General features: G+C 66.5%; 24 protein-coding genes. 3 read left to right on the forward strand and 21 right to left on the reverse strand.

Annotated elements, in window-relative coordinates:
• Nucleotides 1-46: 46 nt before the first annotated feature.
• The 12 genes from HMPREF1137_RS02220 to HMPREF1137_RS02275 form a co-directional block, all read right to left on the reverse strand.
• Entirely contained in the window at nucleotides 47-1,321 is a 1,275-nt protein-coding gene (locus HMPREF1137_RS02220; protein WP_007588409.1) for a peptidoglycan DD-metalloendopeptidase family protein, read from the reverse strand.
• 5 nt (nucleotides 1,322-1,326) lie between these two features.
• Nucleotides 1,327-2,241, reverse strand: a complete 915-nt coding sequence (gene ftsX / locus HMPREF1137_RS02225) for a permease-like cell division protein FtsX (protein WP_007588502.1) — start codon at nucleotides 2,239-2,241, stop codon at nucleotides 1,327-1,329.
• Between the two features lie 5 nt (nucleotides 2,242-2,246).
• Nucleotides 2,247-2,936 (reverse strand): cell division ATP-binding protein FtsE, encoded by a 690-nt coding sequence (gene ftsE / locus HMPREF1137_RS02230; RefSeq protein WP_007588428.1) that lies wholly within the window; start codon nucleotides 2,934-2,936, stop codon nucleotides 2,247-2,249.
• A gap of 191 nt (nucleotides 2,937-3,127) precedes the next feature.
• Nucleotides 3,128-4,249: a peptide chain release factor 2 gene (gene prfB, locus HMPREF1137_RS02235; protein WP_003794356.1), complete on the reverse strand. Its 1,122-nt coding sequence runs from the start codon at nucleotides 4,247-4,249 to the stop codon at nucleotides 3,128-3,130.
• 136 nt (nucleotides 4,250-4,385) lie between these two features.
• Nucleotides 4,386-5,747, reverse strand: a complete 1,362-nt coding sequence (gene gdhA, locus HMPREF1137_RS02240) for an NADP-specific glutamate dehydrogenase (RefSeq protein ID WP_007588471.1) — start codon at nucleotides 5,745-5,747, stop codon at nucleotides 4,386-4,388.
• Between the two features lie 73 nt (nucleotides 5,748-5,820).
• Nucleotides 5,821-6,261 (reverse strand): hypothetical protein, encoded by a 441-nt coding sequence (locus HMPREF1137_RS02245; protein WP_007588462.1) that lies wholly within the window; start codon nucleotides 6,259-6,261, stop codon nucleotides 5,821-5,823.
• Nucleotides 6,254-6,652 (reverse strand): hypothetical protein, encoded by a 399-nt coding sequence (locus HMPREF1137_RS02250; protein WP_007588514.1) that lies wholly within the window; start codon nucleotides 6,650-6,652, stop codon nucleotides 6,254-6,256. The genes HMPREF1137_RS02245 and HMPREF1137_RS02250 overlap by 8 nt, the downstream gene beginning before the upstream one ends.
• Nucleotides 6,649-7,038, reverse strand: coding sequence for a hypothetical protein (locus tag HMPREF1137_RS02255; RefSeq protein WP_034496397.1), 390 nt, complete (start codon nucleotides 7,036-7,038; stop codon nucleotides 6,649-6,651). The genes HMPREF1137_RS02250 and HMPREF1137_RS02255 overlap by 4 nt, the downstream gene beginning before the upstream one ends.
• Complete coding sequence (locus HMPREF1137_RS10360; protein WP_007588420.1) at nucleotides 7,010-7,180, reverse strand: hypothetical protein; 171 nt, start codon at nucleotides 7,178-7,180, stop codon at nucleotides 7,010-7,012. The genes HMPREF1137_RS02255 and HMPREF1137_RS10360 overlap by 29 nt, the downstream gene beginning before the upstream one ends.
• An 18-nt stretch (nucleotides 7,181-7,198) precedes the next feature.
• Nucleotides 7,199-8,095: a type II secretion system F family protein gene (locus HMPREF1137_RS02265; protein ID WP_007588408.1), complete on the reverse strand. Its 897-nt coding sequence runs from the start codon at nucleotides 8,093-8,095 to the stop codon at nucleotides 7,199-7,201.
• Nucleotides 8,092-8,958 carry a type II secretion system F family protein gene (locus HMPREF1137_RS02270; RefSeq protein ID WP_007588406.1) on the reverse strand — a complete coding sequence of 289 codons (867 nt, stop codon included), beginning with the start codon at nucleotides 8,956-8,958 and terminating at the stop codon, nucleotides 8,092-8,094. Before HMPREF1137_RS02270 ends, HMPREF1137_RS02265 begins: the two co-directional genes overlap by 4 nt.
• Nucleotides 8,955-10,169, reverse strand: coding sequence for a TadA family conjugal transfer-associated ATPase (locus HMPREF1137_RS02275; protein WP_007588503.1), 1,215 nt, complete (start codon nucleotides 10,167-10,169; stop codon nucleotides 8,955-8,957). The genes HMPREF1137_RS02270 and HMPREF1137_RS02275 overlap by 4 nt, the downstream gene beginning before the upstream one ends.
• Nucleotides 10,170-10,312: 143 nt before the next feature.
• Here HMPREF1137_RS02275 and HMPREF1137_RS02280 point away from each other — a divergent pair, with 143 nt between their 5' ends.
• A complete protein-coding gene (locus HMPREF1137_RS02280; RefSeq protein WP_007588498.1) occupies nucleotides 10,313-11,494 on the forward strand; it encodes a phosphotransferase in 1,182 nt (393 codons plus the stop codon).
• Between the two features lie 124 nt (nucleotides 11,495-11,618).
• Here HMPREF1137_RS02280 and HMPREF1137_RS02285 read toward each other — a convergent pair whose 3' ends face one another.
• The 3 genes from HMPREF1137_RS02285 to rfbA are packed head-to-tail and all read right to left on the reverse strand — an operon-like array spanning nucleotide 11,619 to nucleotide 13,636.
• Complete coding sequence (locus HMPREF1137_RS02285) at nucleotides 11,619-12,011, reverse strand: DUF2304 domain-containing protein (protein WP_007588521.1); 393 nt, start codon at nucleotides 12,009-12,011, stop codon at nucleotides 11,619-11,621.
• Nucleotides 12,008-12,763: a glycosyltransferase family 2 protein gene (locus tag HMPREF1137_RS02290; protein WP_007588447.1), complete on the reverse strand. Its 756-nt coding sequence runs from the start codon at nucleotides 12,761-12,763 to the stop codon at nucleotides 12,008-12,010. Before HMPREF1137_RS02290 ends, HMPREF1137_RS02285 begins: the two co-directional genes overlap by 4 nt.
• Nucleotides 12,764-13,636 carry a glucose-1-phosphate thymidylyltransferase RfbA gene (gene rfbA, locus HMPREF1137_RS02295; RefSeq protein WP_007588405.1) on the reverse strand — a complete coding sequence of 291 codons (873 nt, stop codon included), beginning with the start codon at nucleotides 13,634-13,636 and terminating at the stop codon, nucleotides 12,764-12,766.
• Between the two features lie 195 nt (nucleotides 13,637-13,831).
• Here rfbA and HMPREF1137_RS02300 point away from each other — a divergent pair, with 195 nt between their 5' ends.
• On the forward strand, nucleotides 13,832-15,259 hold the full coding sequence (locus HMPREF1137_RS02300; RefSeq protein ID WP_007588411.1) for a sugar nucleotide-binding protein: 1,428 nt from the start codon (nucleotides 13,832-13,834) through the stop codon (nucleotides 15,257-15,259).
• 561 nt (nucleotides 15,260-15,820) lie between these two features.
• Here HMPREF1137_RS02300 and HMPREF1137_RS02305 read toward each other — a convergent pair.
• From HMPREF1137_RS02305 to HMPREF1137_RS02330, 6 genes are all read right to left on the reverse strand, one after another.
• A complete protein-coding gene (locus HMPREF1137_RS02305) occupies nucleotides 15,821-16,309 on the reverse strand; it encodes an HD domain-containing protein (RefSeq protein ID WP_231284000.1) in 489 nt (162 codons plus the stop codon).
• Nucleotides 16,309-17,202 (reverse strand): NUDIX domain-containing protein, encoded by an 894-nt coding sequence (locus HMPREF1137_RS09740; protein ID WP_007588439.1) that lies wholly within the window; start codon nucleotides 17,200-17,202, stop codon nucleotides 16,309-16,311. The genes HMPREF1137_RS02305 and HMPREF1137_RS09740 overlap by 1 nt, the downstream gene beginning before the upstream one ends.
• The gene (locus tag HMPREF1137_RS02315) at nucleotides 17,199-18,479 is read right to left on the reverse strand and encodes a CorA family divalent cation transporter (protein WP_034496400.1); all 1,281 of its coding nucleotides are present in this window, start codon (nucleotides 18,477-18,479) and stop codon (nucleotides 17,199-17,201) included. Before HMPREF1137_RS02315 ends, HMPREF1137_RS09740 begins: the two co-directional genes overlap by 4 nt.
• A 218-nt stretch (nucleotides 18,480-18,697) precedes the next feature.
• Nucleotides 18,698-20,758 carry an N-acetylmuramoyl-L-alanine amidase gene (locus HMPREF1137_RS02320; RefSeq protein WP_007588483.1) on the reverse strand — a complete coding sequence of 687 codons (2,061 nt, stop codon included), beginning with the start codon at nucleotides 20,756-20,758 and terminating at the stop codon, nucleotides 18,698-18,700.
• Nucleotides 20,759-21,007: 249 nt separating this feature from the next.
• Nucleotides 21,008-22,189 (reverse strand): glycosyltransferase, encoded by a 1,182-nt coding sequence (locus HMPREF1137_RS02325; RefSeq protein ID WP_007588504.1) that lies wholly within the window; start codon nucleotides 22,187-22,189, stop codon nucleotides 21,008-21,010.
• Nucleotides 22,183-23,487, reverse strand: coding sequence for a nucleotide sugar dehydrogenase (locus HMPREF1137_RS02330; protein ID WP_007588438.1), 1,305 nt, complete (start codon nucleotides 23,485-23,487; stop codon nucleotides 22,183-22,185). The genes HMPREF1137_RS02325 and HMPREF1137_RS02330 overlap by 7 nt, the downstream gene beginning before the upstream one ends.
• Here HMPREF1137_RS02330 and HMPREF1137_RS02335 point away from each other — a divergent pair.
• Complete coding sequence (locus HMPREF1137_RS02335; RefSeq protein WP_034496416.1) at nucleotides 23,480-24,676, forward strand: glycosyltransferase; 1,197 nt, start codon at nucleotides 23,480-23,482, stop codon at nucleotides 24,674-24,676. The genes HMPREF1137_RS02330 and HMPREF1137_RS02335 overlap by 8 nt on opposite strands.
• Nucleotides 24,677-24,686: the final 10 nt, after the last annotated feature.

Raw genomic sequence — 24,686 nt, forward strand, 5'->3', positions numbered from 1 at the left:
AAGACCCCCGCAGCGAAATCGCTACGAGGGTCCATCCTAACGCGGATTACAAATAATCCATCGGTTCAACATAGCTTCCGTTCTGAAGAACACCAAAATGCAGGTGGCAGCCGGTCGCGTAGCCGGTCGAGCCGACCTCGCCCAGGGCGTCGCCCGCGTTCACGTACTGGCCGGGGGACACGTACTGGGCCTGCATGTGCAGGTATTCGGTGATGACGGAGTTGCCGCCGACGAGGCCGTGGTTGATATCCACGTAGTTGCCTGCCGACACGTCGGCGGACACGGCGTTCACGTAGCCCGAGGCCACGGCGCGGATGATCGTGCCACAGTCCGCGGCCATGTCGGTGCCCGAGTGGCCCTTCATGACGCCCAGCACCGGGTGGTAGCGCATGCCGAAGGGGGAGGTCACGACGATCGGGATGTCGAGGGGGTTACGGAAGCCCGAGGCCGACACGTAGGAGGCACCCGACGCGCGGTTGGCAGCGTCGATGGCCGCCAGCTCCGCGCTGCGCGCCTGGTAATCGGCTTCCGCCTGACTCAGCGAGGCCTCGACCTTGCCCTTCTGGGCGTCCCATTCGGCCTGCTTGGCCTGAGCCTGTTCCTTGAGGCTGTTGAGCTCCGTGAGCTTGGCGTCGGCCTCGTTCTTCGCGACCTTCGCCTCGGCTTCGGCCTGCGCGGCCTTCTCCTCGAGGTCGGCGATGCGGTCGGTGATCGCGTTCTGGCGTGTGGCCTGCGTGCGCTGGGACGAGGACACGTCCAGCGCCGCCGTCATCGTCTGGCTCTCCGTGCGCAGCGCCATGTCGGCCGCGGCCGCACGGTCGGTGATCGACTCCGTGCCGCCCGCCGTCAGGGCCACGGCGACCGGGTCGACGTTTCCCTCGCGGTACTTGCGACGCACGAGGTCGGCGATCGCGCGCTGCGCGTCGTCGGCCTGCGTGGTCGCCTGGGTGAGCGACTGATCGATACGGTTCTGCTCGCCCTGTGCGGCGCTCAGCTCACCGAGGATCGTCGCGTGCTCGCGCGACTTCGCGTCGTAGGTCGCGGTCGCGGTCTCGTAGGCGGCCTGGGCCACCGGGATCTGCCCGTTGAGGGCCTGCAGGTCGATGAAGACCTGAGCCAACGACGCGTCGATGCCCTCAAGCTGCGACTGCAGGGCGTTGACCGTTGCTTCGGCCTCGGCGGCGGCATTCGCAGCAGCGTCGCGCTCGTCGTCGGCGCGAGCGGGCAGCGCCTGGCTCATCGCCGCGAAGGACGCGACCGCCAGGGCCAGCGCGCCGAGGCGCAGCGCGCGACGGCCGGGACGATGCGGGAAACGGGACATGAGACTTACGCCTTCGTGTACTTCGCGAGCGAGAACGCCGACGCAATAACCGCCAGCGCGACCGCCGCCAGGACGAGGATCGGCGTCATGATCGCCACCTCGCCCATGCCGATAAAGTTCGTCCAGCGGAAGGACGGGGCCATCCAGCCCTGAACGACGAAGTGAACGCCCGCGAACAGTGAAGCGATCGCGAAGCCAGCACCCACCAGCGCGGCCAGCGCACCCTCAATCATGAAGGGAGCCTGGATAAACAGGTTCGAGGCACCCACGTAACGCATGATCTGGGTTTCCTGCTCACGGCTCATCGCGCTCAGGCGGATCGTCGTCGAAATCAGCAGGATCGCCGCGACGACCATGATCGCGCCGAGACCCAGGGCAGCCGTGCGGGCGGCACCCAGCACGCGGAACAGGGGTTCGACGACCTCACGCTGGTCGCGCACCTCGGACACACCCGCGGTCCCGGAGAACTCCTCCTTGACCACCGAGTACTGCTCGGGGTTAACCAGCTTGATGCGGAACGCGAACTGCAGCATGTCCGGCGTGGTCCACTGCGTCAGCGCATCGTTGCCGTTGAGACGCTTGAAGTTCTCGTAGGCTTCTTCCTTCGTCTCCTCGTAGACGTTGGCCACGTACGGGGTCATCTCGGCGGACGCCAGCTTCTGGCGCACCGCATCGATCTGCGCGTCACTCGCCTCGGTCGCGTTGCAGTTCGCGGCCGCGTCGTTGATCGCGCACATGTAGATCGTGACCTCGATCTTGTCGTACCACTCCGACTTCATCTTGGACACCTGCATCTGAGTCAGGCCCGCGATGCCCACGAAGAGGAGGGACACGAAGGTCACGAGGATGACGGCGACGCTCATCGCGCGGTTACGCGACAGGCCCTTGCCGACCTCGGACAGAATAAAACGAAGCTTCACTGGTCTTACCTCCCGGCCCCGTAGACGCCGCGGTTCTGGTCGCGGATGACGTCGCCGGCCTCAAGCTCGATGACTCGCTTACGCATCTGGTTGACGATGTCCGCGTCGTGGGTAGCCATGACGACGGTCGTTCCCGTGCGGTTGATTCGGTCCAGGAGGCGCATGATGCCCAGCGACGTCTCCGGATCCAGGTTGCCGGTGGGCTCGTCCGCGAGCAGCAGCTCGGGACGGTTCACCATGGCGCGCGCGATCGCGACGCGCTGCTCCTCACCACCGGACAGCTCGTGCGGCAGGCGCGATTCCTTGCCGGACAGGCCCACCAGCTCGAGGGCGTCCGGAACGGACGTCTCGATCGCGTGGCGAGGCTTGCCGATGACCTGCATGGCCAGCGCGACGTTCTCGTACACGGTCTTGGAGGGCAGCAGTCGGAAGTCCTGGAAGACCGTGCCGATCTGACGGCGCAGCTTCGGAACCGCCCACGTGGACAGCTTGGACACGTCCTTGCCGAGCACCCACACCTTGCCGCTGGTCGCCTTCATTTCGCGCATGACGAGCTGTAGGAACGTGGACTTGCCGGAACCCGACTTGCCGACGAGGAACACGAATTCTTCGCGTTCCACCTCCAGCGAGACGTGATCCAGCGCGGGCTGGGCACCTGGCGTGTACACCATGGTGACATCATCAAAACGAATCATGGGACCGTCCGATCGGGGTCAATAGTCCCTGTCAGATTAGGTAACGATCGGGTCACGACCCGGCTGCGACACGCGGAAAACAGGCGGTGTGGCGCTCAGCCCTCCGCCCGGGCGGGCATGGACATGCGCGCGGCCCCGGCCTCGTTCATGAATCGACGAGGCCAGGGCCGGGTAGTGCGTATGGGCGTCGCTCAGTCCTGAGCGGCCTTCTGCTCGTTCTTGCGCCAGCGAATACCGGCGTTGATGAAGCCGTCGATGTCGCCATCGAAGACGGACTGGGGGTTGCCGGACTCGTACTCGGTGCGCAGGTCCTTGACCATCTGATACGGCTGGAGCACGTAGGAGCGCATCTGATCGCCCCACGACGCCTTGACGTCGCCGGCGAGCTCCTTCTTCTTCGCCTGCTCTTCCTCGTGACGCAGCACGAGGAGGCGGGACTGCAGGACTCGCAGGGCGGCCGCACGGTTCTGGATCTGGGACTTCTCATCCTGCATGGACACGACGATGCCCGTGGGGATGTGGGTCATGCGCACGGCCGAGTCGGTCGTATTCACGGACTGACCGCCGGGGCCCGAGGAACGGAAGACGTCCACCTTCAGCTCGGACTCGGGAATCTCGATGTGGTCCGTGGTCTCGATCAGGGGGATGACCTCGACGGCCGCGAAAGACGTCTGGCGGCGGCCCTGGTTATCGAAGGGGCTGATGCGCACGAGGCGGTGGGTGCCGGCCTCGACGCTCAGCGTGCCGTAGGCGTAGGGCGCCTGAACCTCGAAGGTCGCCGACTTCAGGCCAGCCTCTTCCGCGTAGGAGGTGTCCATGACCTTCGTCGGGTAGCCGTGACGCTCCGCCCAGCGCAGGTACATGCGCAGAAGGATCTCGGCGAAGTCAGCGGCGTCCACGCCGCCCGCGCCGCTTCGGATCGTGATGACGGCGTTGCGCTCGTCATACTCGCCGTCCAGCAGCGTGCGGATCTCCAGGTCGCCCAGGTCCTTGCGGAGCTTCTCCAGATCGGCTTCGGCCTCGGCGAGGATGTCAGCGCCCTCATCCGGGTCCTCGGCGGCCATGTCCACCATGGCCTCCAGGTCGTCGATGCGCTCGCTCATCTGCGTAATGCGATCCAGCTCGCTCTGGCGGTGGCTGAGTGCGCTCGTCACGGCCTGGGCGGCGCTCGGGTCGTCCCACAGGTCGGGCGCGGCCGCCTTCTCGTTCAGCTCGGCGATCTGCTCGCGCAGCTTGTCCGGCTGCACGACCGCGATGATGTTCTCCATCGTGGTGCGCAGGGACGGGATCTCTTCAGAAAATTCAATGGCCACGCACCCAGGGTAGCGGATTGAACGCCCAACCAGGAACGCTAATGGGCGACGGTGGCGGGCCTTACTCCCCCACCGACCTCAGACACGACGGTGCCCCGACGCCACACAGGACGCCGGGGCACCGAAAGAGAGCGGATCAGATGAGACCCATCGCGATCATCGCGTCGGCCACCTTGCGGAAGCCCGCCAGGTTCGCACCCGCCACGTAGTCGCCCGCGACGCCGTATTCCTCGGCGGTGGCGACGGTGGTCGCATGGATGTCGACCATGATCTGGTGAAGCTTCGCGTCGGTCTCCTCGAAGGCCCACTGGGTGCGGCCGGAGTTCTGCTGCATCTCGAGGCCGGAGGTGGCCACGCCACCCGCGTTGGAGGCCTTGCCGGGGGCGTAGGCAACGCCGGCAGCCTGCAGGGCTTCGATCGCCTCGGGGGTCGTGGGCATGTTCGCGCCCTCGGCGACCAGCTGGACGCCGTTCTTGATGAGGGTCTCGACGCCGGACAGGGGCAGCTCATTCTGGGTCGCACAGGGCAGGGCGACGTCACAGGGGACGTCCCAGATAGAGCCGTCGGCCACGAAGACGGCGCCGGGGCGCTCGGCCGCGTAGTCGGAGACGCGTCCACGACGCACCTCCTTGACGTCCTTGAGCAGCGCGACGTCGATGCCGGCCTCGTCCACGACGTAGCCGGAGGAGTCGGACACGGCGACGACGGTCGCGCCCAGCTGCTGGGCCTTCTCGGTCGCGTAGATCGCGACGTTACCCGAGCCGGAGACGACGACGCGCTTGCCGTCGAAGCTGGTGCCCTTCGCGGCGAGCATTTCGGCCGCGAAGTAGACGAGGCCGTAGCCGGTGGCCTCGGTGCGCACATAGGAGCCGCCCCACGACAGGCCCTTGCCGGTCAGGACGCCCGCGTCGAAGCGGTTCTTGAGGCGCTTGTACTGGCCGAACATGTAGCCGATCTCGCGGCCGCCCACGCCGATGTCGCCGGCGGGCACGTCGGTGTCGGGGCCGATGTGGCGGGAGAGCTCAGTCATGAAGGACTGGCAAAAACGCATGACCTCGGCGTCGGACTTGCCCTTGGGGTCGAAGTCCGCGCCGCCCTTGCCGCCACCCATGGGCAGGCCGGTGAGGGCGTTCTTGAAGATCTGCTCGAAGCCGAGGAACTTGATGATCGACAGGTTGACGGAGGGGTGGAAGCGCAGGCCGCCCTTGTAGGGGCCGAGGGCGGAGTTGTACTCGACGCGGAAGCCGCGGTTCACGTGGATGTTGCCCTTGTCGTCGGCCCACGGGACGCGGAACTGGATCTGGCGCTCGGGCTCGACGATGCGGTCGATGATGGCCAGGTCGGCGTATTCGGGGTGACGCTCGGCGAGGGGGGCGATGGTCAGGAGGACCTCGTAGACGGCCTGGTGGAACTCGGCCTGGGCGGGGTCACGGCGCTGGACGGATTCAAAAACGGAGGCCAGCGCGGGGGAAAGACGAGATGTATCAAAGCTGCTCATGGCCTAAAGTTTACGTTTCGTTTACCCGACCTTCCCTCACCGTCCCACAATGTGACCGTCGCGCACACCACCTTTAGCCCGTCGGCTGAGCATCGCGCAGGCGCGCACTCGACGTCCTTTCGAGCTCAGGGACTGCGCTTGCACGCAAGAACGGCGGCAGCAGCGAGATGGTTGGACGAGCACGTACCGCGACCTCCACCTCGGCGCCGCGCACGCTCACCCCGGTCAGGACCACCCCTTCCCCCACCTTGCACGTGGAGTCCGACAACGCGACCAGCGCGTCCTCAACCCGAGAGCCAGCCGAGGCCTCGTCCACCCCCATCGGATTCCCTGTGTCGAAGAAGTCATCAGACGAGGATGAGCCAACAGCAACACTGGAGAGGGCATCGGCACAGGACACAAGCCTGCGGTCCTGCATCGCCACCTCGGTGAGCGCGATGGACACGAAGAGAAACACGCACACGAATGCGCACCCGGCGCACATGAGAATACCGACGCGCCCTTCATCATCCATCGGCCACCACCTCCCGCACAGGGACGCGCGCACTCGACGAGACGCCAATACCGGCACTCCCCATCCATGCAGGCATGAACGGAAGGGGCACACGCACCCCGACCTGAACCTCGACGACTCCGCCGCCCGCCTCGCACCCCTCGCACCTGGCGGTCACGTCCGCCTGGGCATCAATCCCAAAGTCCTCGACGATCATGGCCACGGCATGGGACGCGTCGGACTCGCGCGCGGAATCTTCTGCGAGGATACGCGCGGCTTCACGAGCCCCCGCATCCACTGCCATCGCACCGGCGCTCACCTGGCCAACCGCGAGCACGATGTACAGGACCGGGATGACAAGGACGACCAGGATGCCCAAGAATTCGACGCTGGCGTCCCCACGCTCACTCACGGCCCCTCCACGAGGGCTCGCCCGTGCACGGTGAGCCAGCGCGGCCCAAAGCCACCCACGAGGGGCAGACGAGTACGCACCGTGACGACGAGGATGTCAACACCTGCGTCGCTCTCCCGATCCACGGCGATCTCGCGGTCCTTGGCGGCACCCACGAGCGAGTCGAGGAGTTCGCCCGTGCGCGCGGCGGCCTCCTCCTCGTCACCACCCAGCAGACCACCACGACGCGCCCCCTCGGACGCGGCGCTCACGCTCATCGTGCGCACGTGCGAGGCAAAGGCGATCTGGGCGAGCAGGAGGATCACGAGGACGACAAGTCCTTGAACGAGGACCGTCGAGACGACCTCGGATCCCTCCTCAGATGCCCGAAATCGAGTCCATCGCACGGTTAAAGATCTCCACGAGCCGTTCGGAGGCAACGCCCCAGATAAGGACGACGAGCGCTGCCGTCATCAGCGTGATCAGCACCCATCCGGGCACATCACCGCGCTCCCCAAGGGGTTCTTTCCTCAGGAACAGTTTCTTCATGACAGGTTCCTTTCTGTGTCAGGGGGTGAAGTCCAGGGCAATGAGCCCCGGGTAGAGGGCGAACATGACGGTGACGGGCAGGATGAGGAAAACGACGGGCACGAGCATGGCGATCTCTCGTCTCCCACCCTCTTCCATGAGGGCCGCCAGGGAGCGCTCGCGCTGATCGCGTGCCTGATCGTGCAGGACCGAGGCCAGGGGCGAGCCTCGCTCAATCGCAGTCGTGAGCGTGCGACTTAGGCGCGTCAGGGCTGGCGATTCAGTACGATCAACGAGGTCGGCGAGCGCTCGCACGGAGGGCGTGCCGTTGCGGATATGACCGGCGGTCAGCGACAGCTCCACCCCGAGGGGACCTCCCGCACAGCCGGCGACTCGCTCGATAGCGGCTGGAATGGACTCCCCCGCCGCGACCGCGAGCGCCAGCAACTCCGCACAGTCGGGAACGGCGACATCGATGGCGCGCTGCCTGGCGTGGGCCCGGAAGGTGAGGAAACGGTCCATGCCAGCCACCCCCAGCAGTGAGCCGATGAGAGCGCAGGCGCACAGGGGGAGGATCGAAGCCCGCAGAGAGGAAGCCGGACGCGCAGTCAGGACGAGGCACGCGAGGACGAGGCCGGCGATTCCAGCGAGCGCCTGGCGCAGACGAAAGACAGAGACCTCCGGCGCCATACCCGCCAGTGCGAGGCGGCGCGCGACGGATTCTGTCGTAGATCCCAGGGATTCGAGGGCAGCCGCGCTCATGCGGCGAGCCCAGGTGGTCAGGGGCGAGGCTGCTTCCTCGCTGACGCGCCCCTGTGCGACGCGCGCAGCGAAGGAGGGCCGACGCGCACACCACGCCGCACACACAAAGGCGATTCCTCCCGCGGCCAGGATTCCTACCGTCACGTCGAGGACACGGATGATCCAGGGGCTCACGATGCACCTCCCAGGTTGCGTGGATCGGTGCTGAGCCGGCTCAACACTCTCATTGCCAGGTAGGCGATCACGCAGATACCGGCACCCGCGCACAGGACGGCGATGCCGCCCGGGGAGTTCCACACGCTGGCGCTCGCACCCCCACCCGACAGAAGGAGGAGTACGACCCAGGGCGCCGCGATTCCCAGGCGAGCGGCTCCCACGGTCCAGGATTGGCGAGCCTCGAGTTCGCCGCGCACCCGCGCGTCCTCGCGCAGGAGTGAGGCGAGATCTTGGAGAAGACGCGTGAGGTCAGCACCGCCCACAGAACGCGCGATGCGTAGCGCCTCGATAATGCGGTCGGCGACGGGATCCCCGACCTCTTCCTTCATGCGATCCAGCGCGGGAGCGAAACGCCCGTTGGCGCTGTAATCGCGGGAGAAGGCCTCGAAGGCGAAGCGTACGGGGATGGGCCCTTCGTCGGCGAGGTCGCACAGGACCTGGGGTAGCGAAGTGCCCGCGCGTACGCCGGAAACCATCGCGTCGATAACTTCGGGCCAAGCGGCGCGCACGGTCTTGGCGTGCGCGCGCACCCGAGAAACCACCCAGGCGTAGGGCAGACAGGCCGCTCCGGCCGACACGATGAGGGCGACCGGCCAGGCGCCGGTCACGGCGAGAATCACCACCGCCACGACCGCTCCGATAGCGATGCTCAGCGTCACGAGGCGCGCCGCCGTCAGCCCCGGCACACGAGCGCGCGCAACATCGTCGCGCACGCGCTTCCACGGACCCCACGGCTTCCACGACGGCGCGGGTGTGAACCACGGGGATAGAGCGAGGACGAGTCCGATCCCGAACACGAGTCCACAGACGATAGCGATCACAGCGTCCCCCACTCCAGGAGGGAAGCAAGGTCGAAGCCGGCCGCCGCGAATCGATCATGCAGGTCGAGACCTCCGCTCCCACGCTCGCAGCGGGTGCCGTCGTACGTGAAGAGCGTAGCCGTCTCGATCCGATGCCCCTCGACACGCCCGGGCACCGCGAGAATCTCGGCGACATAGCGGCGCCCATCCGCGCCGCGTTCGACGTGACACACGAGGTCAATAGACGAGGCCAGGGTGGGTGTGACGAATGCGGTCGTCACGTTTTCACCGGCAAGCAGCGGCAGGATCGAGAGCTTGTCGAGGGCCTCCCGCGCCGAGTTGGCATGCACGGTTGCCATACCCGGCACACCCGCGTTGAGGGCAACGAGCAGGTCGAGGGCTTCGGGGCCGCGAACCTCGCCGACGATCAGATATTCGGGACGCATGCGCAGCGATTCGCGCACGAGGTCACGCAGGGTAATCTCTCCCGTTCCCTCTGCCCCGGCCGGGCGCGTCTGCATCGCAACGTGATCCCAATTCGTCAGGCCCAGCTCGAAGACCTCCTCGCAGGAGATAACCCGACGCGAACGCGGCAGCTCACCCGCGAGGGCACGCAGCAGCGTCGTCTTACCGGCCTGGGTACCGCCGGACACGAGCACGGAGAGGCCACAGCTGACGGAAGCCGCCAGGAAGTCACGCATCGGCGGGGCGATCATCTCCACCGCGACCAGGTCCTCCAGTGTGCGCGCCCTCTGGATGTGCTTACGAATGTTGACGCTCCACGACGAGCCCGTCACCGGCGGAATGACGACGTGGAGGCGCTCTCCACCGGCGAGCATCGCATCCACAAACGGACTCGACAGGTCGAGTCGGCGGCCCGAATGGTGCAGCATTCTCTCCACGAGAGCACGAACGTCCTCGTCAGTGAGGATGAGGCTGGTCAGCTCGGCCACGCCCGATCGAGCAACGAACACTCGTGAGGCGGCGTTGATCCAGATTTCCTCGACCGACGGATCGTCCATGAGTGCTTGGAGCGGGCCGAGGCCGCAGATGTCGTCCATGAGGTCTGCTTCGACCTGCTCGCGGGCCGACGGCAACAGGTCGGGCGCATAGCGATCGATGGCGCGATGAATCAGGGCGCGCACCGCCCGAGGGTCACGAGCCGCATCGATGCCGCTCGCGGCCAAGCCCTCGCGTACACGCGCCGCGAGGGAACGCGTCATGGCTTCCATCGCTGTGCCTCCTCGCTACAGACCGAGCCAATGTGTCGAAAGTAACAGAGTTTTTCGGCAAGGAGCAAACCCACACCCACCCAATCTCACCCGCCTCCGCGCGGGGAGGCGCACCTGGGCCCAGGCCGCGATACGTTAAGGCAATGACCTCCGCGAAGAGCCCCCTCGAACTGGCAGCCCTGGCCACCGCCGCCGTCCCCGGCATGCGTGTCACCGCCCTGCGCCCACCCTCCTACAGCGACGAGCTCTCCACCGTGACCGGCATCGAAGACGCCGCCGGCAACCGCTGGATCGTCACCTGCCCCCACGAGGAGGTCTCCGGCCCCGCCCTCGAAGCAACCTCGGGCATTCTCGACCGCCTCGGGCAGGCCCACGACCACGACTACATCCCCTTTGACGTGCCGCGCCTGGCCGGACAGACCAAGCTTGAACGCGGCGGGAGCGTCTACGTTCACCGCGATCCGGGAGGCTCCGCCCCTACGGACGAGGACCTCGACACCGATCCCCTATTGCCCGCGTCCCTCGGACGCGCACTCGCAGCCCTGCACAACCTCCCCGAGACCGTTTTCTCCTCAATCGGCCTGCCCACCTACACGGCCATCGAATGCCGCGACCGCAACCTCGCCCTCCTCGACGAGGCCGCCCGCGAGGTCGCCATCCCCGCCGCCCTGTGGAGCCGCTGGGAGGCTGCCCTCGAAGACGTCTCACTGTGGCGATTCCCCTCCGCACCCGTCCACGGAGATATCCAGGAACGCTGCCTGTCGGTCAAGCGCGGCTCACTCCTTGCCATCGGCGGGTGGACCAGCGCGCACGTGGGCGACCCCGCCCTCGACATCGCCTGGATCCAGGCCAGCGCCTCAGACGCGTTCCTCGAACGATTCCGCGAGACCTACGGGCACGAGCGCCGCGCCACCGACCTGCACGTCTTCACGCGCGCCCAGCTCATGAGCGAAATCGCCCTGGTCCGCTGGCTCGTCCACGGCCTCCACGCCGAAGACTCCTCCATCATCGACGAGGCCCGCACAATGCTCGACGACCTCGCCAAGGACCTGGACGGCGAGCCGTTGCTGCCCTCACACGCCTCCGCGATGGGGGCTCGTATCTCCCTGACCCCCGTCGAATCCCCCTCCGCCTCGCCGATCAACGCCACGAAACCGACGCCAAGCGCCGCGGACGAGAGCGACGAGGAGACCACCGGCGAAGACACCGTCCCCGTGTCGCGCCCCGCCTCCGCCCTCAAACGCAAGCTCGCCGAGGGCGAGGTCGACCCCGCAGCCCCGACCGAGCGCCTCAGCCTCGGCCCGGACGGCACGCTGCTGCGCTGACAGTCCCGCACCACCCGAGGACCACCCACCAGGGGCGCTCCCACATGACGAACCGGGGCCCGTCAGGTCTACACCCGACGGGCCCCGGCCTCGTTCAATCGACTGCGAGCACGGAGTGAGCGCATCAGCGGGACTGATCATCCCCCTGGCGCGACGCCTCAAGAGCCTCGACGCGACTCTGCAGATCCTCCAGCTGGAGGCGCAGGATCGCCGCCTCCTCAGTCAGGCGTCGACGATCCTCATCCGAACGCGACAGATCCACGGAAAAACGCAGCGACAGCAACAGCAGCACCACGCCGGCCACGAAGAACCCGAGGTTCAGCGGGACGGCAACGCCCAGCTGGATCGCACTCCACTTCAGGATCGGCGGGAAGATGGACAGCAGCGCCGTGAAGAAGGCGATGCAGTACCACCACAGGCCGTAGCGTTCCTTCAGGCCCGAGTTACGCATCTTGACGAACACCATCACCAGGATGATGATCGCGAACACCAGTCCAAGCACATACGTGGGGCTCATGCGTCCTCCTCCGGCACCTGGGCGACCTTCTCACCGGGGCGCGACAGAGAGACCGCCAGGGCCATCGTCGCGCGCACCAGGAAGAGCGCCGATTTGATCGGATTGTGAGAGGGCTCGCCGCCAGCACGCGGGTGCATCTGCACACCGACCTCACGCACGACCAGGTGCGAGCGCGCCGCGATGACGAGCGCACCGATCGTGTCACCCAGATACTCGGCCGGGTAGTTATGCGCGAACAGCGAGAGCGCACGGGGACCGTACAGCTTGAAACCACTGGTCGTATCGCTCAAATGAGTCTCACACACGCGCGAGAGGATGAACGAGAAAAGGTTCATCGCCCACTTGCGCGGGCCTCGCGCGTGGTAGTTGCCCTTACCCGCGAAACGCGAGCCGATGACGACGTCCGCGTGCTCGCTCGAGGCCGTCTCAATGAGCGTCTCGATCTCGCGCGGATCGTGCTGACCGTCCGCGTCGAGCTGACACGCATACTCGTAGCCCATACGCCGCGCGTACTGGAAGCCAGCACGCATCGCACCACCGACCCCCAGGTTGAGCGGCAGGTCAAGGACGGCCACGCCCGCAGCGCGCGCGATATCGGCTGTCGCGTCCGTCGACCCGTCGGAGACCACGAGGATGTCCGCGAAGGAAGGCTTTTCAACCTTCACCATCTCGAGGACATCACCGAGCACCTCCTCCTCGTTCCACGCGGGGATAACGATGAGCAGGCGGGACTGAGCACTGGGACGGCTCACTCAGCGACCCTCTCGCTCAAGCAGCTCGAGCAGGTAGGCGCCGTAGCCGGACTTGACCAGGGGCTCGGCACGCTGGCGCAGGCCCTCGTCGTCAATGAAGCCCATACGCCATGCGACCTCTTCGGGGGCGCCGATCTTCATGCCCTGGCGGGCCTCGACCGTGCGCACGAAAGCGGTGGCGTCAGCGAGAGAGTCGAACGTGCCTGTATCGAGCCACGCGGTGCCGCGCGGCAGGACCTCAACCTTGAGCTTGCCAGCCTCGAGGTAGGAGCGGTTCACGTCGGTAATCTCGTACTCGCCGCGCGCGCTCGGCTTGAGGTTGCGGGCGATCTCGACCACGTCGTTGTCGTAGAAGTACAGGCCGGGCACCGCGTAGTTCGACTTGGGGTGCTCGGGCTTTTCCTCGATGGACAGCGCGTTGAACTCCTCGTCGAATTCCACGACGCCGTACTCACGCGGGTTGGACACGTGGTAGGCGAAGACGGCACCGCCGTCGGGATCGACGTGGCGGCGCAGCTGGGCACCCATGCCGGGGCCGTAGAAGATGTTGTCACCCAAGACCAGGGCAGCGCTGTCGTCGCCCACGTGATCGGCGCCGAGCACGAAGGCCTGCGCGAGGCCGTTGGGCTCGTGCTGGACAGCGTAGGAGATGTTGACGCCGAGCTGGCTGCCATCGCCGAGCAGGCGGTGGAACGACGGAGCGTCGTGGGGGGTCGTGATGACGAGGACCTCAGAAATGCCCGCCAGCATGAGGGTAGACAGCGGGTAGTAGATCATCGGCTTGTCGTAGACGGGGACGAGCTGCTTCGATGTCCCCAGCGTAATCGGGTTGAGACGGGTGCCCGAGCCGCCCGCCAGGATGATGCCTTTCATGTTGCCTCCGCTTCCCGGCGCGTCCTCGTGTGGGTCGCGCGTCGTTGACAATTATCCCTATACAACAGTATTTTTCCACAACTTTGCCCCTCCGCGCGCCCATGGGGCGGCGCACACCGCCGCGGGGGTGCAGATCGGATAGTATTTACATGGAATGTTGCGTCCGCACAAAAACCACGCACGTAAGGAAGAACCATGGCGCCCACCGCTAAGCCCCTGGGGATTACGACCACGCCGATCCCCGGCTTTTTGCGCATTGATCTGACTGTTCACGGCGATAACCGAGGCTGGTTCAAGGAGAATTGGCAGCGCGAGAAGATGGTCGCGCTGGGCCTGCCGGATTTCCAGCCCGTGCAGAACAACATCTCGTTCAACGACGAGGTTGGGGTGACGCGAGGCATTCACGCGGAGCCGTGGGACAAGTTCGTGTCGGTCGCGACCGGCCGCGTGTTTGGCGCGTGGGTGGACCTGCGAGAGGGACCCTCCTTCGGCACCGTCTACACGACGATCATCGATCCGGGCGTCGCGGTGTTCGTCCCCAAGGGCGTGGGCAACTCCTACCAGACCCTGGAGCCGAACACGGCCTACACGTACCTGGTCAACGACCACTGGTCGCCGGATGCGCGCTACACCTTCCTGAACCTGGCTGACGAGACGGCCGCCGTGGATTGGCCGATCCCGCTCGAGCGCGCCATCCTGTCCGACAAGGACAAGGCTCACCCGCGCATGGCGGACGTGACCCCCTTCCCTGCCCCGGCTCCCGTGGGTCGCCGCGCGCTCGTGACCGGCGCGAACGGCCAGCTGGGCCGCGAGCTCATGCGCGCGCTGCCCGAGGCCGGCTTCACGGTGACGGGCGTGGACCTGCCCGAGGTGTCGATTTCCGACGCCGAGCAGGTGGCCGCTATGCCGTGGGACGACATCGACGTGGTGATCAACGCGGCCGCGTGGACGAACGTGGACGGCGCTGAGACGCCCGAGGGTCGCCGCGCGACCTGGCAGGCAAACTCGACAGGACCGGCGCTCCTGGCGCGCGAGGCCACGGCTCACGGCGCGACGATGGTTCACATCTCGACGGAGTACGTCTTCGATGGCACGCAGGACGTGCACCTCGAGGACGAGGCCCCTTCTCCCCTGGGCGCGTACGGCCAGTCGAAGGCGGGCGGCGACGCCGCTGTGGCCTCGACGCCGAAGCACTACATCGTGCGCACCTCCTGGGTTGTGGGCGATGGCAAGAACTTCTTGAAGACCATGGCGTCCCTGGCGGATCAGGGCACCTCCCCCTCGGTCGTGTCCGACCAGGTGGGTCGCCTGACCTTCACCTCCGACCTGGCTAAGGGCATTATTCACCTGCTGACCAGCGACGCCCCCTTCGGCACCTACAACCTGTCGGGCGAGGGACCGATCATGAGTTGGGCGCAGATCGCCAAGCGCGTATTCGAGCTGTGCGGCCGTAATCCGGAAGACGTCACCGAGGTGACGACGGATGAGTACTTCGCGGGCCGCGAGGTGGCTCCACGCCCCCTGTCCTCCGTCCTGGACCTGACGAAGATCAAGGACGCGGGCTTCACCCCCGAGGATTCCTCGCAGCGCATCGACTCCTACGTCGCTTCTCTGCGCGGCTGACCTCTACGCGTACGAGACAGGCCCCGGGCACCGACAGGTGCTCGGGGCCGTTGCTCTGTCCGCGTTCACTGCGTACGCGGTTCGCCTGTTCTCACCATTGACGCTGCCCCGAACGCGTCTGCACGCCGACCGTCGCACGGCCGGGCGTACGAACGCGGATAGGTTACGAGGATACGGATAGGTTAGAAGCATGCGGATAGGTTAGTAACCTATCCGCATCTGAATAACCTATCCGCATGCGCACAACCTATCCGCGTACGAGCGGTCGGGGGTAGCTGTAGACGCTCAAGCACCGGAGCGCAGTATCACCGGAGCATGCGCTACGCATCCCTACCAATTCCGCATGCAATTCCCCGGCAGCTCTTTCAACTTTTGAAACCGCAACGTTGATATTCCAACGTTTTCTTGACACTAGAAAACAGACCTCATGGAAATTGCATGCGAGATGAAAGGGTGAGGCAAGCCAGCGATGACCGCACGTTCCCACCCGAGAGGCCCCAGCCTCGTCGAAAGCGATGAAAGCCCCTGAGATACCTGGAGAAGCTAGCCCCCTTGAGAGGCCTACACGAGCTGGCTGAGGATCTCCTGCGAACCGTCGATCTCCCGCACCTGCGCGACGAGCACGTCTGCAAGCTTCTTCGCCGCCACGTACTGCGTTGATTCAACGCCGTAGCGACTCGCGATGTCCGTCAGGCGCGCAGGGATGGTCGTGGCGCTGCCGTCCCTCGACGTCAACATGTCCGCCAGGTTAAGCACCAGGAGCTCATCCGACTGGTAGTTGCTGTCGGGATCGCCGTGATGGAAGATCTCCGCCCAGTACGTGAACCCCAGGGAGCGCAGCAGCGCACCTCCGAGTTCCTCGTGCTCGGACTGTTCCTGAGCGAATTGATAGCCGACATCATGCAGGTAGCCCATCACGAACATCTCGCGGCACTTGTCGTCCGACCAGCCAAACAGGGTCCGCCCCAGCTCGGAGGCCTTCATCCCCACGCCGCGGCAGTGGCGCAGCCGGTTCTCATCCATGCCGATTGCCGGCGTCGAGTCGTTCATCATGCGATCCTTTGCGTACCGTCGGCCAGATACCGCAGGAGATCCTCGAGCCTGCGACGCTGAGAGTCCGCGAGGCTCAGATCGAGGAGCTTCTCCTTCGGCACCCATCGGAAACCCGTGGATTCAGAGTCGAGGGACACCTCGTGGCCCTCAGACACCCCGTGAAAAACGACGGTGAACTCCTGGCGCACTTCCCCGTCGGAGTATGCGATGCGCACGTCCGGGTCCGTGTAGGTGCCGACAATCCCGGTCACCCGCACGTCGAGGCCGGTCTCCTCCTTGAGCTCGCGGACCGCGCACTCGGCGAGGCTTTCGCCGAGTTCGAGGGTGCCGCCCGGGAGCGTCCAATTCCCACTGTCCCGTCGCTGGAGCATGAGGATGTGCCCCTCGCGCTCGATGGCGACCGCTGCGGCGGGGACGATCGAGTTGGCAGCCGGCGCATCGGGAGCGTGCGAGTAGTCCACGCGCGTCGTCCTCAGGGCCGAGGCCAGCCAGGCCTCGACATCCGGGCCAGGGGTGACGACGTTCTTGTCATTCGTGGAGGGAACCTTGATGAAGAGGATCTGCGTCCCCCGCTTCGAGCGCTGCGCGTATGTCGTCCCGGGTTCGATGACGTAGAAGTCGCCCGAACGGAACTCGTGCTCCTCGCCGGTGTCCGTGTCCAGGTACTGTGTCCACCCGGACAGCATGTACTGGTACTCGGTGGCCTGCGTATGAAAGTGCGGCTGCTCGCTCGCATCGTCGGAATAGGACGTGATCCCGATTTCCAGATCGCTCGTGTCGTAGTGTGCGACCGCCTGGGGCCGAGAGAGGTTGCCCGCCAGGTACTGGCGCGACACGTGCTCCAGCGCCTGCCGGATCTCGCCTGACGTGATGGTGGAGAACATCGTCATCGCCTCCTTGGGGCCTTGTGTCGACTCTTCCTCAGCTGACGCCTCAAGACAACGAGAACGCCGATCGCGACGACCACGCTCGCCAGGCACAGGGCGAGCACGAACCAGAGCGAGGGAAGAGTTTCGCCCTGGTTGAGGCCAATGATGGACATCGAGAAGAAAGAGATGATGAGCGTCGGGACGAAAAAGACTGCGGACGCGAAGGTGAGGAACGTGTTCGTTCGCTGCGCGGCCTCGGCGTTTTCCTGGTTCGCGACGGCCTGGACGGACTGAGCGGTGTTCGCGAGCAGGCCGGACGCCCGCTCGAGCAGCCGTCGGTATTCTTCGATCGTCGCCTTGAGTTCGGCGACCTTGCGCGTCGCAAGGCCCTGCAGGGCCTCGTTCCCGGTCACGAGTTCGTTGACCTTGGAACGGCGTTCGAGGTTCCTGGACACGAGGAACGCCGTGGTCACGAACTGCGAGAGTACGCCGATTTCTCGCTGCGCCCGCCCGAGGCGCTGCGTGGCTTCCTCCGAATCGTCGCTGATCATGATCTGGAAGGGCTCGTTCTCCCAGAATTCGAACTCAATCCGCCAGTTCTCGAGGTTGTATTGCTCGTACTTGATGGGGATCGAGAATGCCTCAACGATGTTGCCCACGTCCGACAGCTCGGTGAAGTATGCCTGTCCGCGGTTCAGCCAGATGCCGTTGTGTGGCCAGCGAAGGTTGTCGAGCTGGTCTGGCGAGACCGGCTGATAGATCGAGACGGTGCCGTTGCCCATGTCGAAAATCCGGCACCAGCGATGAAGGGCGCGAAGCGGCTCGGAGGTATCACCGGATCGGGCCGGCAGGTTCTGGGTCAGCAGATCGACGTACCTAATCCTCGTGTCGTCATCGATCTGCAGGGGCACGTTCGTTTTGTTCGCCGACACCCGCTGGATCATCTCCGGCATGGAAGCCATCAGCGCGTGAGCGACGGTCGGCGCCATGAGCTTGTCGAGGAGCGAGGAGATTTCGCCGTCGTGCGCGCCATCGAGCGACACCTCGAGCTCGTACCTGTCGATGTCGTTCCACGGATTCTCGCGATGGGGATCTGCGCCGATGGGGCAGTACCGGTAGCTCTCACCATCGTCCAGCGGGGGCAGAACGATCGGATTCTCGAATTCCATGGCCCGGCGGTGCCATCCGGACAGGATGACTGCCTGCGTCCCGTCTGTGTACTGGCACTTCAGCAGGAAGCTCGCGTCCGCGTCCCAGAGCTGAGGATCAGACGCGTACGTCTTGCTGTAGGAGCTCATCGCCCGGGCACCTCCATTCGAAGTCGTTGACACGTAGTTGTCCGCAGCTCAGGCGGTCCACAGCACGAGGCCGTGGGAACACACTGCTCTTTGAGATTGTAGTCGGTCACGCAGATGCCGCACCGGAGGGCACCATATGTGCGCGCCGCAGATAAACGAGGCCGGGGCCAGCCACGCTGAATCGCGCAGCCGGCCCCGGCCTCGTCACGGAAGAACTCTCAGAAGTACGCCTTCATCATGGACACCAGGTCGTAGCCGTAGTTCTTGGCTGCGGCCCAGCCGGTGCGGTTGGGGTTCTCCTGAATGCCCAGGTACTCGACCACGGGGGCCGCGCCCTTGCGCACGTAGGTGAAGCGCGGGTCGACGACCGCGTTCGCGAGCGACGCCGTGGTCGCCGAGGAGTCCGCGTAGGCGCGCAGGTGCTGGACCTGGGCGCGGATGCCGGTGCGAACGTCCGGGAAGGAGGCGCCCTTCGCGCCGCCGCCGACCGCGCCAATGCCGGAGAAGTTGTACTGGCTGACGGTCACGTCGCCGCCGAATCGCAGCCAGCCCGTCTCCTTCATCGCCTGGACGAAGACCAGCTCGGGGGACACGCCCTCGGCCACGGCCTCGTCGTAGACGATGGACGCGAAGTCGCGGATCGTCGGCGCACCGCCAGCGGCCAGGGCGCTCGGGTAGCTGTAGCCGGCCTGATCCCAGGCATCTTCCATCGCGTCGATAATCTCCGCGCGCGAGGCAGTGGGGGCACTCATGATGAGGCGCTGACCGGAGGCGTTCGTGACGGAGGCGCTGCGCGAGGCGCTGCGGGAGGCCGCCGGAGCCTCGCTGCCGTCCGCGTAGCCCAGCCACGCGCCGGAGGAAGCAAAGTTCGATGCGCGGCCCTCAACGGTGACCGTACCCGTCGCCATGGCGCCCGAGTTCGGGTCCAGCCAGTACCAGGCACCGTCCAGGAGCCAGCCGGTGCTCATCGCGCCGGAGGAGTTCAGGTGGTACCAGGTGTCGCCCACCTTGGTCCATCCGGTCATCATGGCGCCCTCACCATCCAGGTAGTACCACTTGCCGGCGTCGAGGAGCCAGCCGGTGACCATCTGGCCGCTGGATCGCATGTAGTACCAGCGGTTGTCATCCTCAGTCAGCTGCCAGCCGGTGAGCATGCGCGCGTCCTCCTCGAAGAGGTACCAGGCGCCATCGACGTTGGTCCAGCCAATCGCGGCCGCACCGTTGGCGCGCAGCCAGTACCAGTCGTTGCCATCCTTGAGCCAGCCGGTAACCATGACGCCGTCGGCGTTCATGTAGTACCAGGAGCCGGCGACCTTCACCCAGCCGGTGGCCATGTCGCCGGCGGGACGCAGGTAGTACCACTTGCCGTCTTCCTTCTTCCAGCCCGTCACCATGGCGGTGGAGTCATCGAAGAAGTAGCGGCGACCGTTGATGGTGGACCATCCGCGGATCGTCTGCTTGTTAGAGCCAGCCCAGTACCAGCGACCGCCGGCAGAGAACCAGCCGGTCTTGGCCGCGCCGTTGGAGATGAAGCTCCAGGAGTCGCCCGTGGCACGCCAGGTGCCCTTGCTCAGGCCGTACGCCTGGGCGATGCCGGTCGCGTCGGCGATACCGAGGGAACGCACGAAGTTCTCATCGCGCAGGAGGGCTGCGTCGGATGCAGAGGTCACGAAGGCATGCTCGACGATGACGCCGGTCATGTTCTCTTCGCGAGCCTGGCGGATGATGGCGTAGTAGTCGCCGGTCGAGCCATCCGGGTAGTCGTAGTAGGGGTTGTCACGCGTCTTGATGCCGCGATCAGCCAGCCCGAGGCCGGTCAGCTGCTTCTGGATGGCGTTGGACAGGGTGCGGCCCTGCGTGTGGGTGCCGTAGTTGTACGAGGAAGAGTTCGCGTACCAGACCTCCGCGCCCTTCGCGATGGGCGCGCCCGAGTTGAAGTGGATGGAGACGAGGGCGTCCGCATCCGCGGCTGCGGCCATCTCGACGCGGCTCGACAGGTCGGTGCTGATGTTTTCCGAGGGACGGGTGTCCGTCGTGCGGGTCATAACGACGCGGACGCCGTCGTAGCTTTCCAGTTCTTCCTTCAGGGCCAGCGAGACCGCGAGGGTCAGGTCCTTCTCACGCAGGCCGTTTGCGACCGCGCCGGGGTCGGAGCCGCCGTGCCCGGGGTCGATGGCGATCGTGATGCCTGCTGCGTGCGCGGGCGGCACGAGGGCCGCTGCGGCTGCGCCGAGGGCCAGGGTGAGCCCGGCGACGATGGTCCTCCACGAGGAGCGCATAGTGATCCTTCAAGTTGCTGATGTGACAGTCGTGATTGTAGGTGCTTATGTTGTAACTGTAAACATGAGAATAGTTACACGCATGAACCGACATGAACTGAAGTCATAGCTTTTTGCATGTGAGACGAGGCCGGAGCCTCCTCCACCAATGCGTAAGCACATCGGGACGCACCGACGCGCCATCGACAGCACTCATGGCCAGGAATAACGCCACTCAGCCGCGTCAACCCGAGGGAGAAAACCGAAGGCCTACGCGAGCGCCGACCGAACCACCGCGGCCGCAGCGCGCGATGAGGCCTCGACTGACCGATACGCGCTCACCCAGGCGCGCGCCCCCTCAGCACCCACCCAGGCGGCAGTGCCCGACGCGAGACCAACCATGGCCTCGGCGACCTCATCAGCGTCGAGGTTGCACGCGACTCCGAGTTCCCCCTCCGCGATGTCACGGGCGGCCTGGCCCGGACCCGCGTAGATGACGGGAGTGCCCTGCGCGAGGGAGGCGAGGATCTTCGTCGGGTAGGCGTAGTCGTACCCGCCCGGTCGCAGCGAGGCGAGCGTCGCGGCGGCTCGTGCCATCCACCGGTCCGCTTCCTCGGCGCTGACGGCGGGGATCATGTCGACGCCGGCCACGCCTCGGCAGTGCTCGGCGAGGGCATCCCATCCGCTCCCCTGCCCCACGAACACGAGGCGCGCGTCCCCGAGCCGCGCTCGCGCGCGCTCGAAGGCATCGACGAAGACCTCGGGGGCCAGCCACTGGGCGACCGTTCCCGCGTAGACGAAGACGGGGCCGTCGCAGGTGGGGAATCCTTCGGGAGCGCCGGTGGCCACCGCGTCTGGCACGCGTACCCCGTTGGGAACGACCGTGACGTCCCGAGCCCCCAGGTCACGGGCGCGGCAAGCGACCCCGTCGGAAACGGCGATGACGCGGCGGGCACCGCGCAGCGCAAAAGACTCCAGCCCCGCGACCGTGCGCACGACGAGGCCGGGCACGCCCGCGAGCGCGGCGGCATCCGAGACAATGTCGGCGCAGTAGTAGACGTAGGGGACACGGCGCACCGCGCATGCAATGCGTACGGCGGCGCCGGTCGTCGGTGGGGGCTCGGAGACGACTACACCCGGGCGCGGACCGGTGAGCAGCCGGGCGACGAGGGGAACATCGAAGGACATGTAGGACACGTATCCGCGAACCGCTCCCGTGCGGTCGCGCAGGACGGGGGCGCGGCGAACCTCGACGAGGTCTGCCCCGTCCCCCGGATCGGCGCCACTTCCGGCGGATTGACGGGCGTCGCGGGCGACGGAGGGAGCCAGGCGCGAGGTGAGGACTCGGACCCTGTCTCCGCCTGCGGCGAGCGCGCGGGCAAGTGCCCCGAGGCGCAGCGCGGCGGCCGTCGGCTCGGGTGTAAAGGTGCGGGTTGCGAGAGTGACTAGCATTCGGGAGTGCTTCCCCCGCCGATGGTGATGCGCGGTGTTCCAGCCCACGCCTCGGGTGAGGTGATGGCGCGGCCATCGACGAGGAGGCGCACGCCGGGCAGGTCAGCGGGCACCAGGTCCCGGTAGGCGACGTGGTCGGCTTGGACGATGGCGACGTCCACCGGCTCTCCGAGGTGGTAGGCGTCCCACCCAAAGGCTGACAGCTCATCGTCGGAATAGAGCGGATCGTGCACGCTCACCTGCGCCCCGGCCTCGCGCAGCGCACAGGTGACGCCGAAGACGCCGGAGAAGGCGGTTTCCTTCACCCCGCCGCGGTAGGCGGCGCCCAGGACCGCGACGTGCAGGCCCTCCAGGGACCCCAGCAGGGCGGCGGCACGCGAGACCGCGTAGGCGGGCATGGCGGCGTTCGCGGCACGCGCGGCGGACACGACGGTCGCGTCCGGGTCCCCGGCCAGGTAGAGGCGCGGATAGACAGGGATGCAGTGGCCGCCGACCGCGATGCCGGGCCGGTGAATGTGGGAGTAGGGCTGGGAGTTGCAGGCCTCGATGACGCGAGCGACGTCGATGCCGACCGCGTCCGCGTAGCGCGCGAACTGGTTGGCCAAGCCGATATTGACGTCCCGGTACGTAGTCTCGGCAAGCTTGGCCATTTCAGCGGCCTCGGCCCTGCCCATGGACCACACGCCGTTGGGGCGCGGCAGGTCGTCGCGCTCATCGAAGGAGAGGACGGCCTCGTAGAAGGAAACGCCGCGCGCCTCGCCGGCTTCGCTGAGGCCCCCCACGAGCTTGGGGTAGCGTGCTAGGTCGGCGAAAACCCGGCCGGTGAGGACGCGCTCGGGCGAGAACACGACGTCGAAGTCGCGGCCCTCAACCAGGCCGGAGACTTCCTCGATGAGGGGCTTGTAGCGTCCGCGCGTCGTGCCCACGGGCAGGGTGGTCTCGTAGGAGACGAGGGTGCCGGGCGTCAGGTGCTCGGCCATGGAGCGGGTGGCGGCGTCCATGATGCGGAAGTCGGGGCGGCTCTCGTCATCGACGACGAGGGGCACGACCATGACGACCGCGTCGGAGCCGGGGATCGCCTCGGCGTACTCGGTGGTGGCACGCAGGGCGCCGGAGGAGGCAAGCGGGGGCAGGTACTCGGCCAGGTGCGCCTCGCCCGGGAAGGGTTCAACCCCCTCGTTAATGAGGGCGACCACGCTGGGGTTCACATCCACGCCAACGACGGTGTGCCCGCCGCGCGCGTAGTGCACCGCCAGCGGCAAACCGATCTTGCCCATGCCGACGACCGCGATGCGCATGTGGCTCCCCTTTCCGTCTCCGGCCTCGTTGTTCCCCTCCAGTGTAGTGCCCCGCCCCACCTACAATGGGGGCGTGGATCGCGCGCTCAATCTCCTGCTCTACCCGTCGAACCTGGCCTCGCCCGGTCGCCTGGTGAAGATTGCGCGTTCACTGTCCCCGCTTTTCTCGCGCACCCACGTCGTCGGCATCGATCAGGGCGAGCTCCCCGCGGACGAGGCCGTGGCCCCCACCGTGCGCCTCACGCGGATTCGGGGAGCCTCCCTGGGTGCGCCCCTGGGTGGTCCGAGGGTCGTCGTGGCGTGGGGCGCCCGCGTGTACCGGCGGTTCGCGAGGCAGCGCGTCGCGGCCGTCTCCGCGCAGAACCTGTTCTTGCTTCCCCTCGCGCACGCGTTGGCGCGGCGCACGGGCGCGGTATTTGCGTACAACGCGCACGAGCTGGAGACGGAGACGGTTGGGTCGGCAGGCCTGCGCCAGCGCCTCCAGCGCGTCATTGAGCGCCGCTATATCCGGCGTGCGGACGTGGTGTCCGTGGTCAATGAGTCGATCGCGCAGTGGTACCGCGAGGCCTACCCGGGCGTGGATCCCGTCGTCGTGACAAATGCCCCGACGGGCGCGGACGGGGTCATCGACCTGCGCGCGCAGCTGGGGATCCCCGAGGGCGCTCTCCTGTACCTGCATTCGGGCTACCTGGCGCCCGGGCGCAATATTCCCCTGATTCTGCGCGCGTTTGAGCAGGTGACAAGCGCACACGTGGTTTTCGTCGGAGCGGGCGCGCTTCTTCCCGAGGTCGAGCGGGCCGCAGCGCAGCACACGAACATCCACCGCCTGCCGCCCGTGGAGCCGGATCAGGTGCTGGCTATGACGCGCGGCGCTGACGTCGCGCTGTGCCTCATCGAGTCGGGGTGCCTGTCGCACCGCATGTCCACGCCCAACAAGATGATGGAGGCCTTCGCGGCCGGGGTGCCCGCGCTGTGTTCTCCCCTGTCCGAGGCCCGCCGATACCTGGGCGATCAGGCCGACACGTGGGTGCTGGAGGATCCGGAGCGCGACCTCATCGGGGCCCTGGAGTCCATCACGCGCGAGGACATCGGGGCTTTCACCGCGCCCACGATCCCCACCTGGGAGGAGGGTGCCGCGCGCCTGCGCGAGGCCTACGAGCGGGCCCTCGCCGCGCGAGCCCGCCCATAAAACACAGGTT

This window comes from Actinomyces sp. ICM39 (genome assembly GCF_000282935.1).
Lineage (GTDB): Bacteria > Actinomycetota > Actinomycetes > Actinomycetales > Actinomycetaceae > Pauljensenia > Pauljensenia odontolytica_B.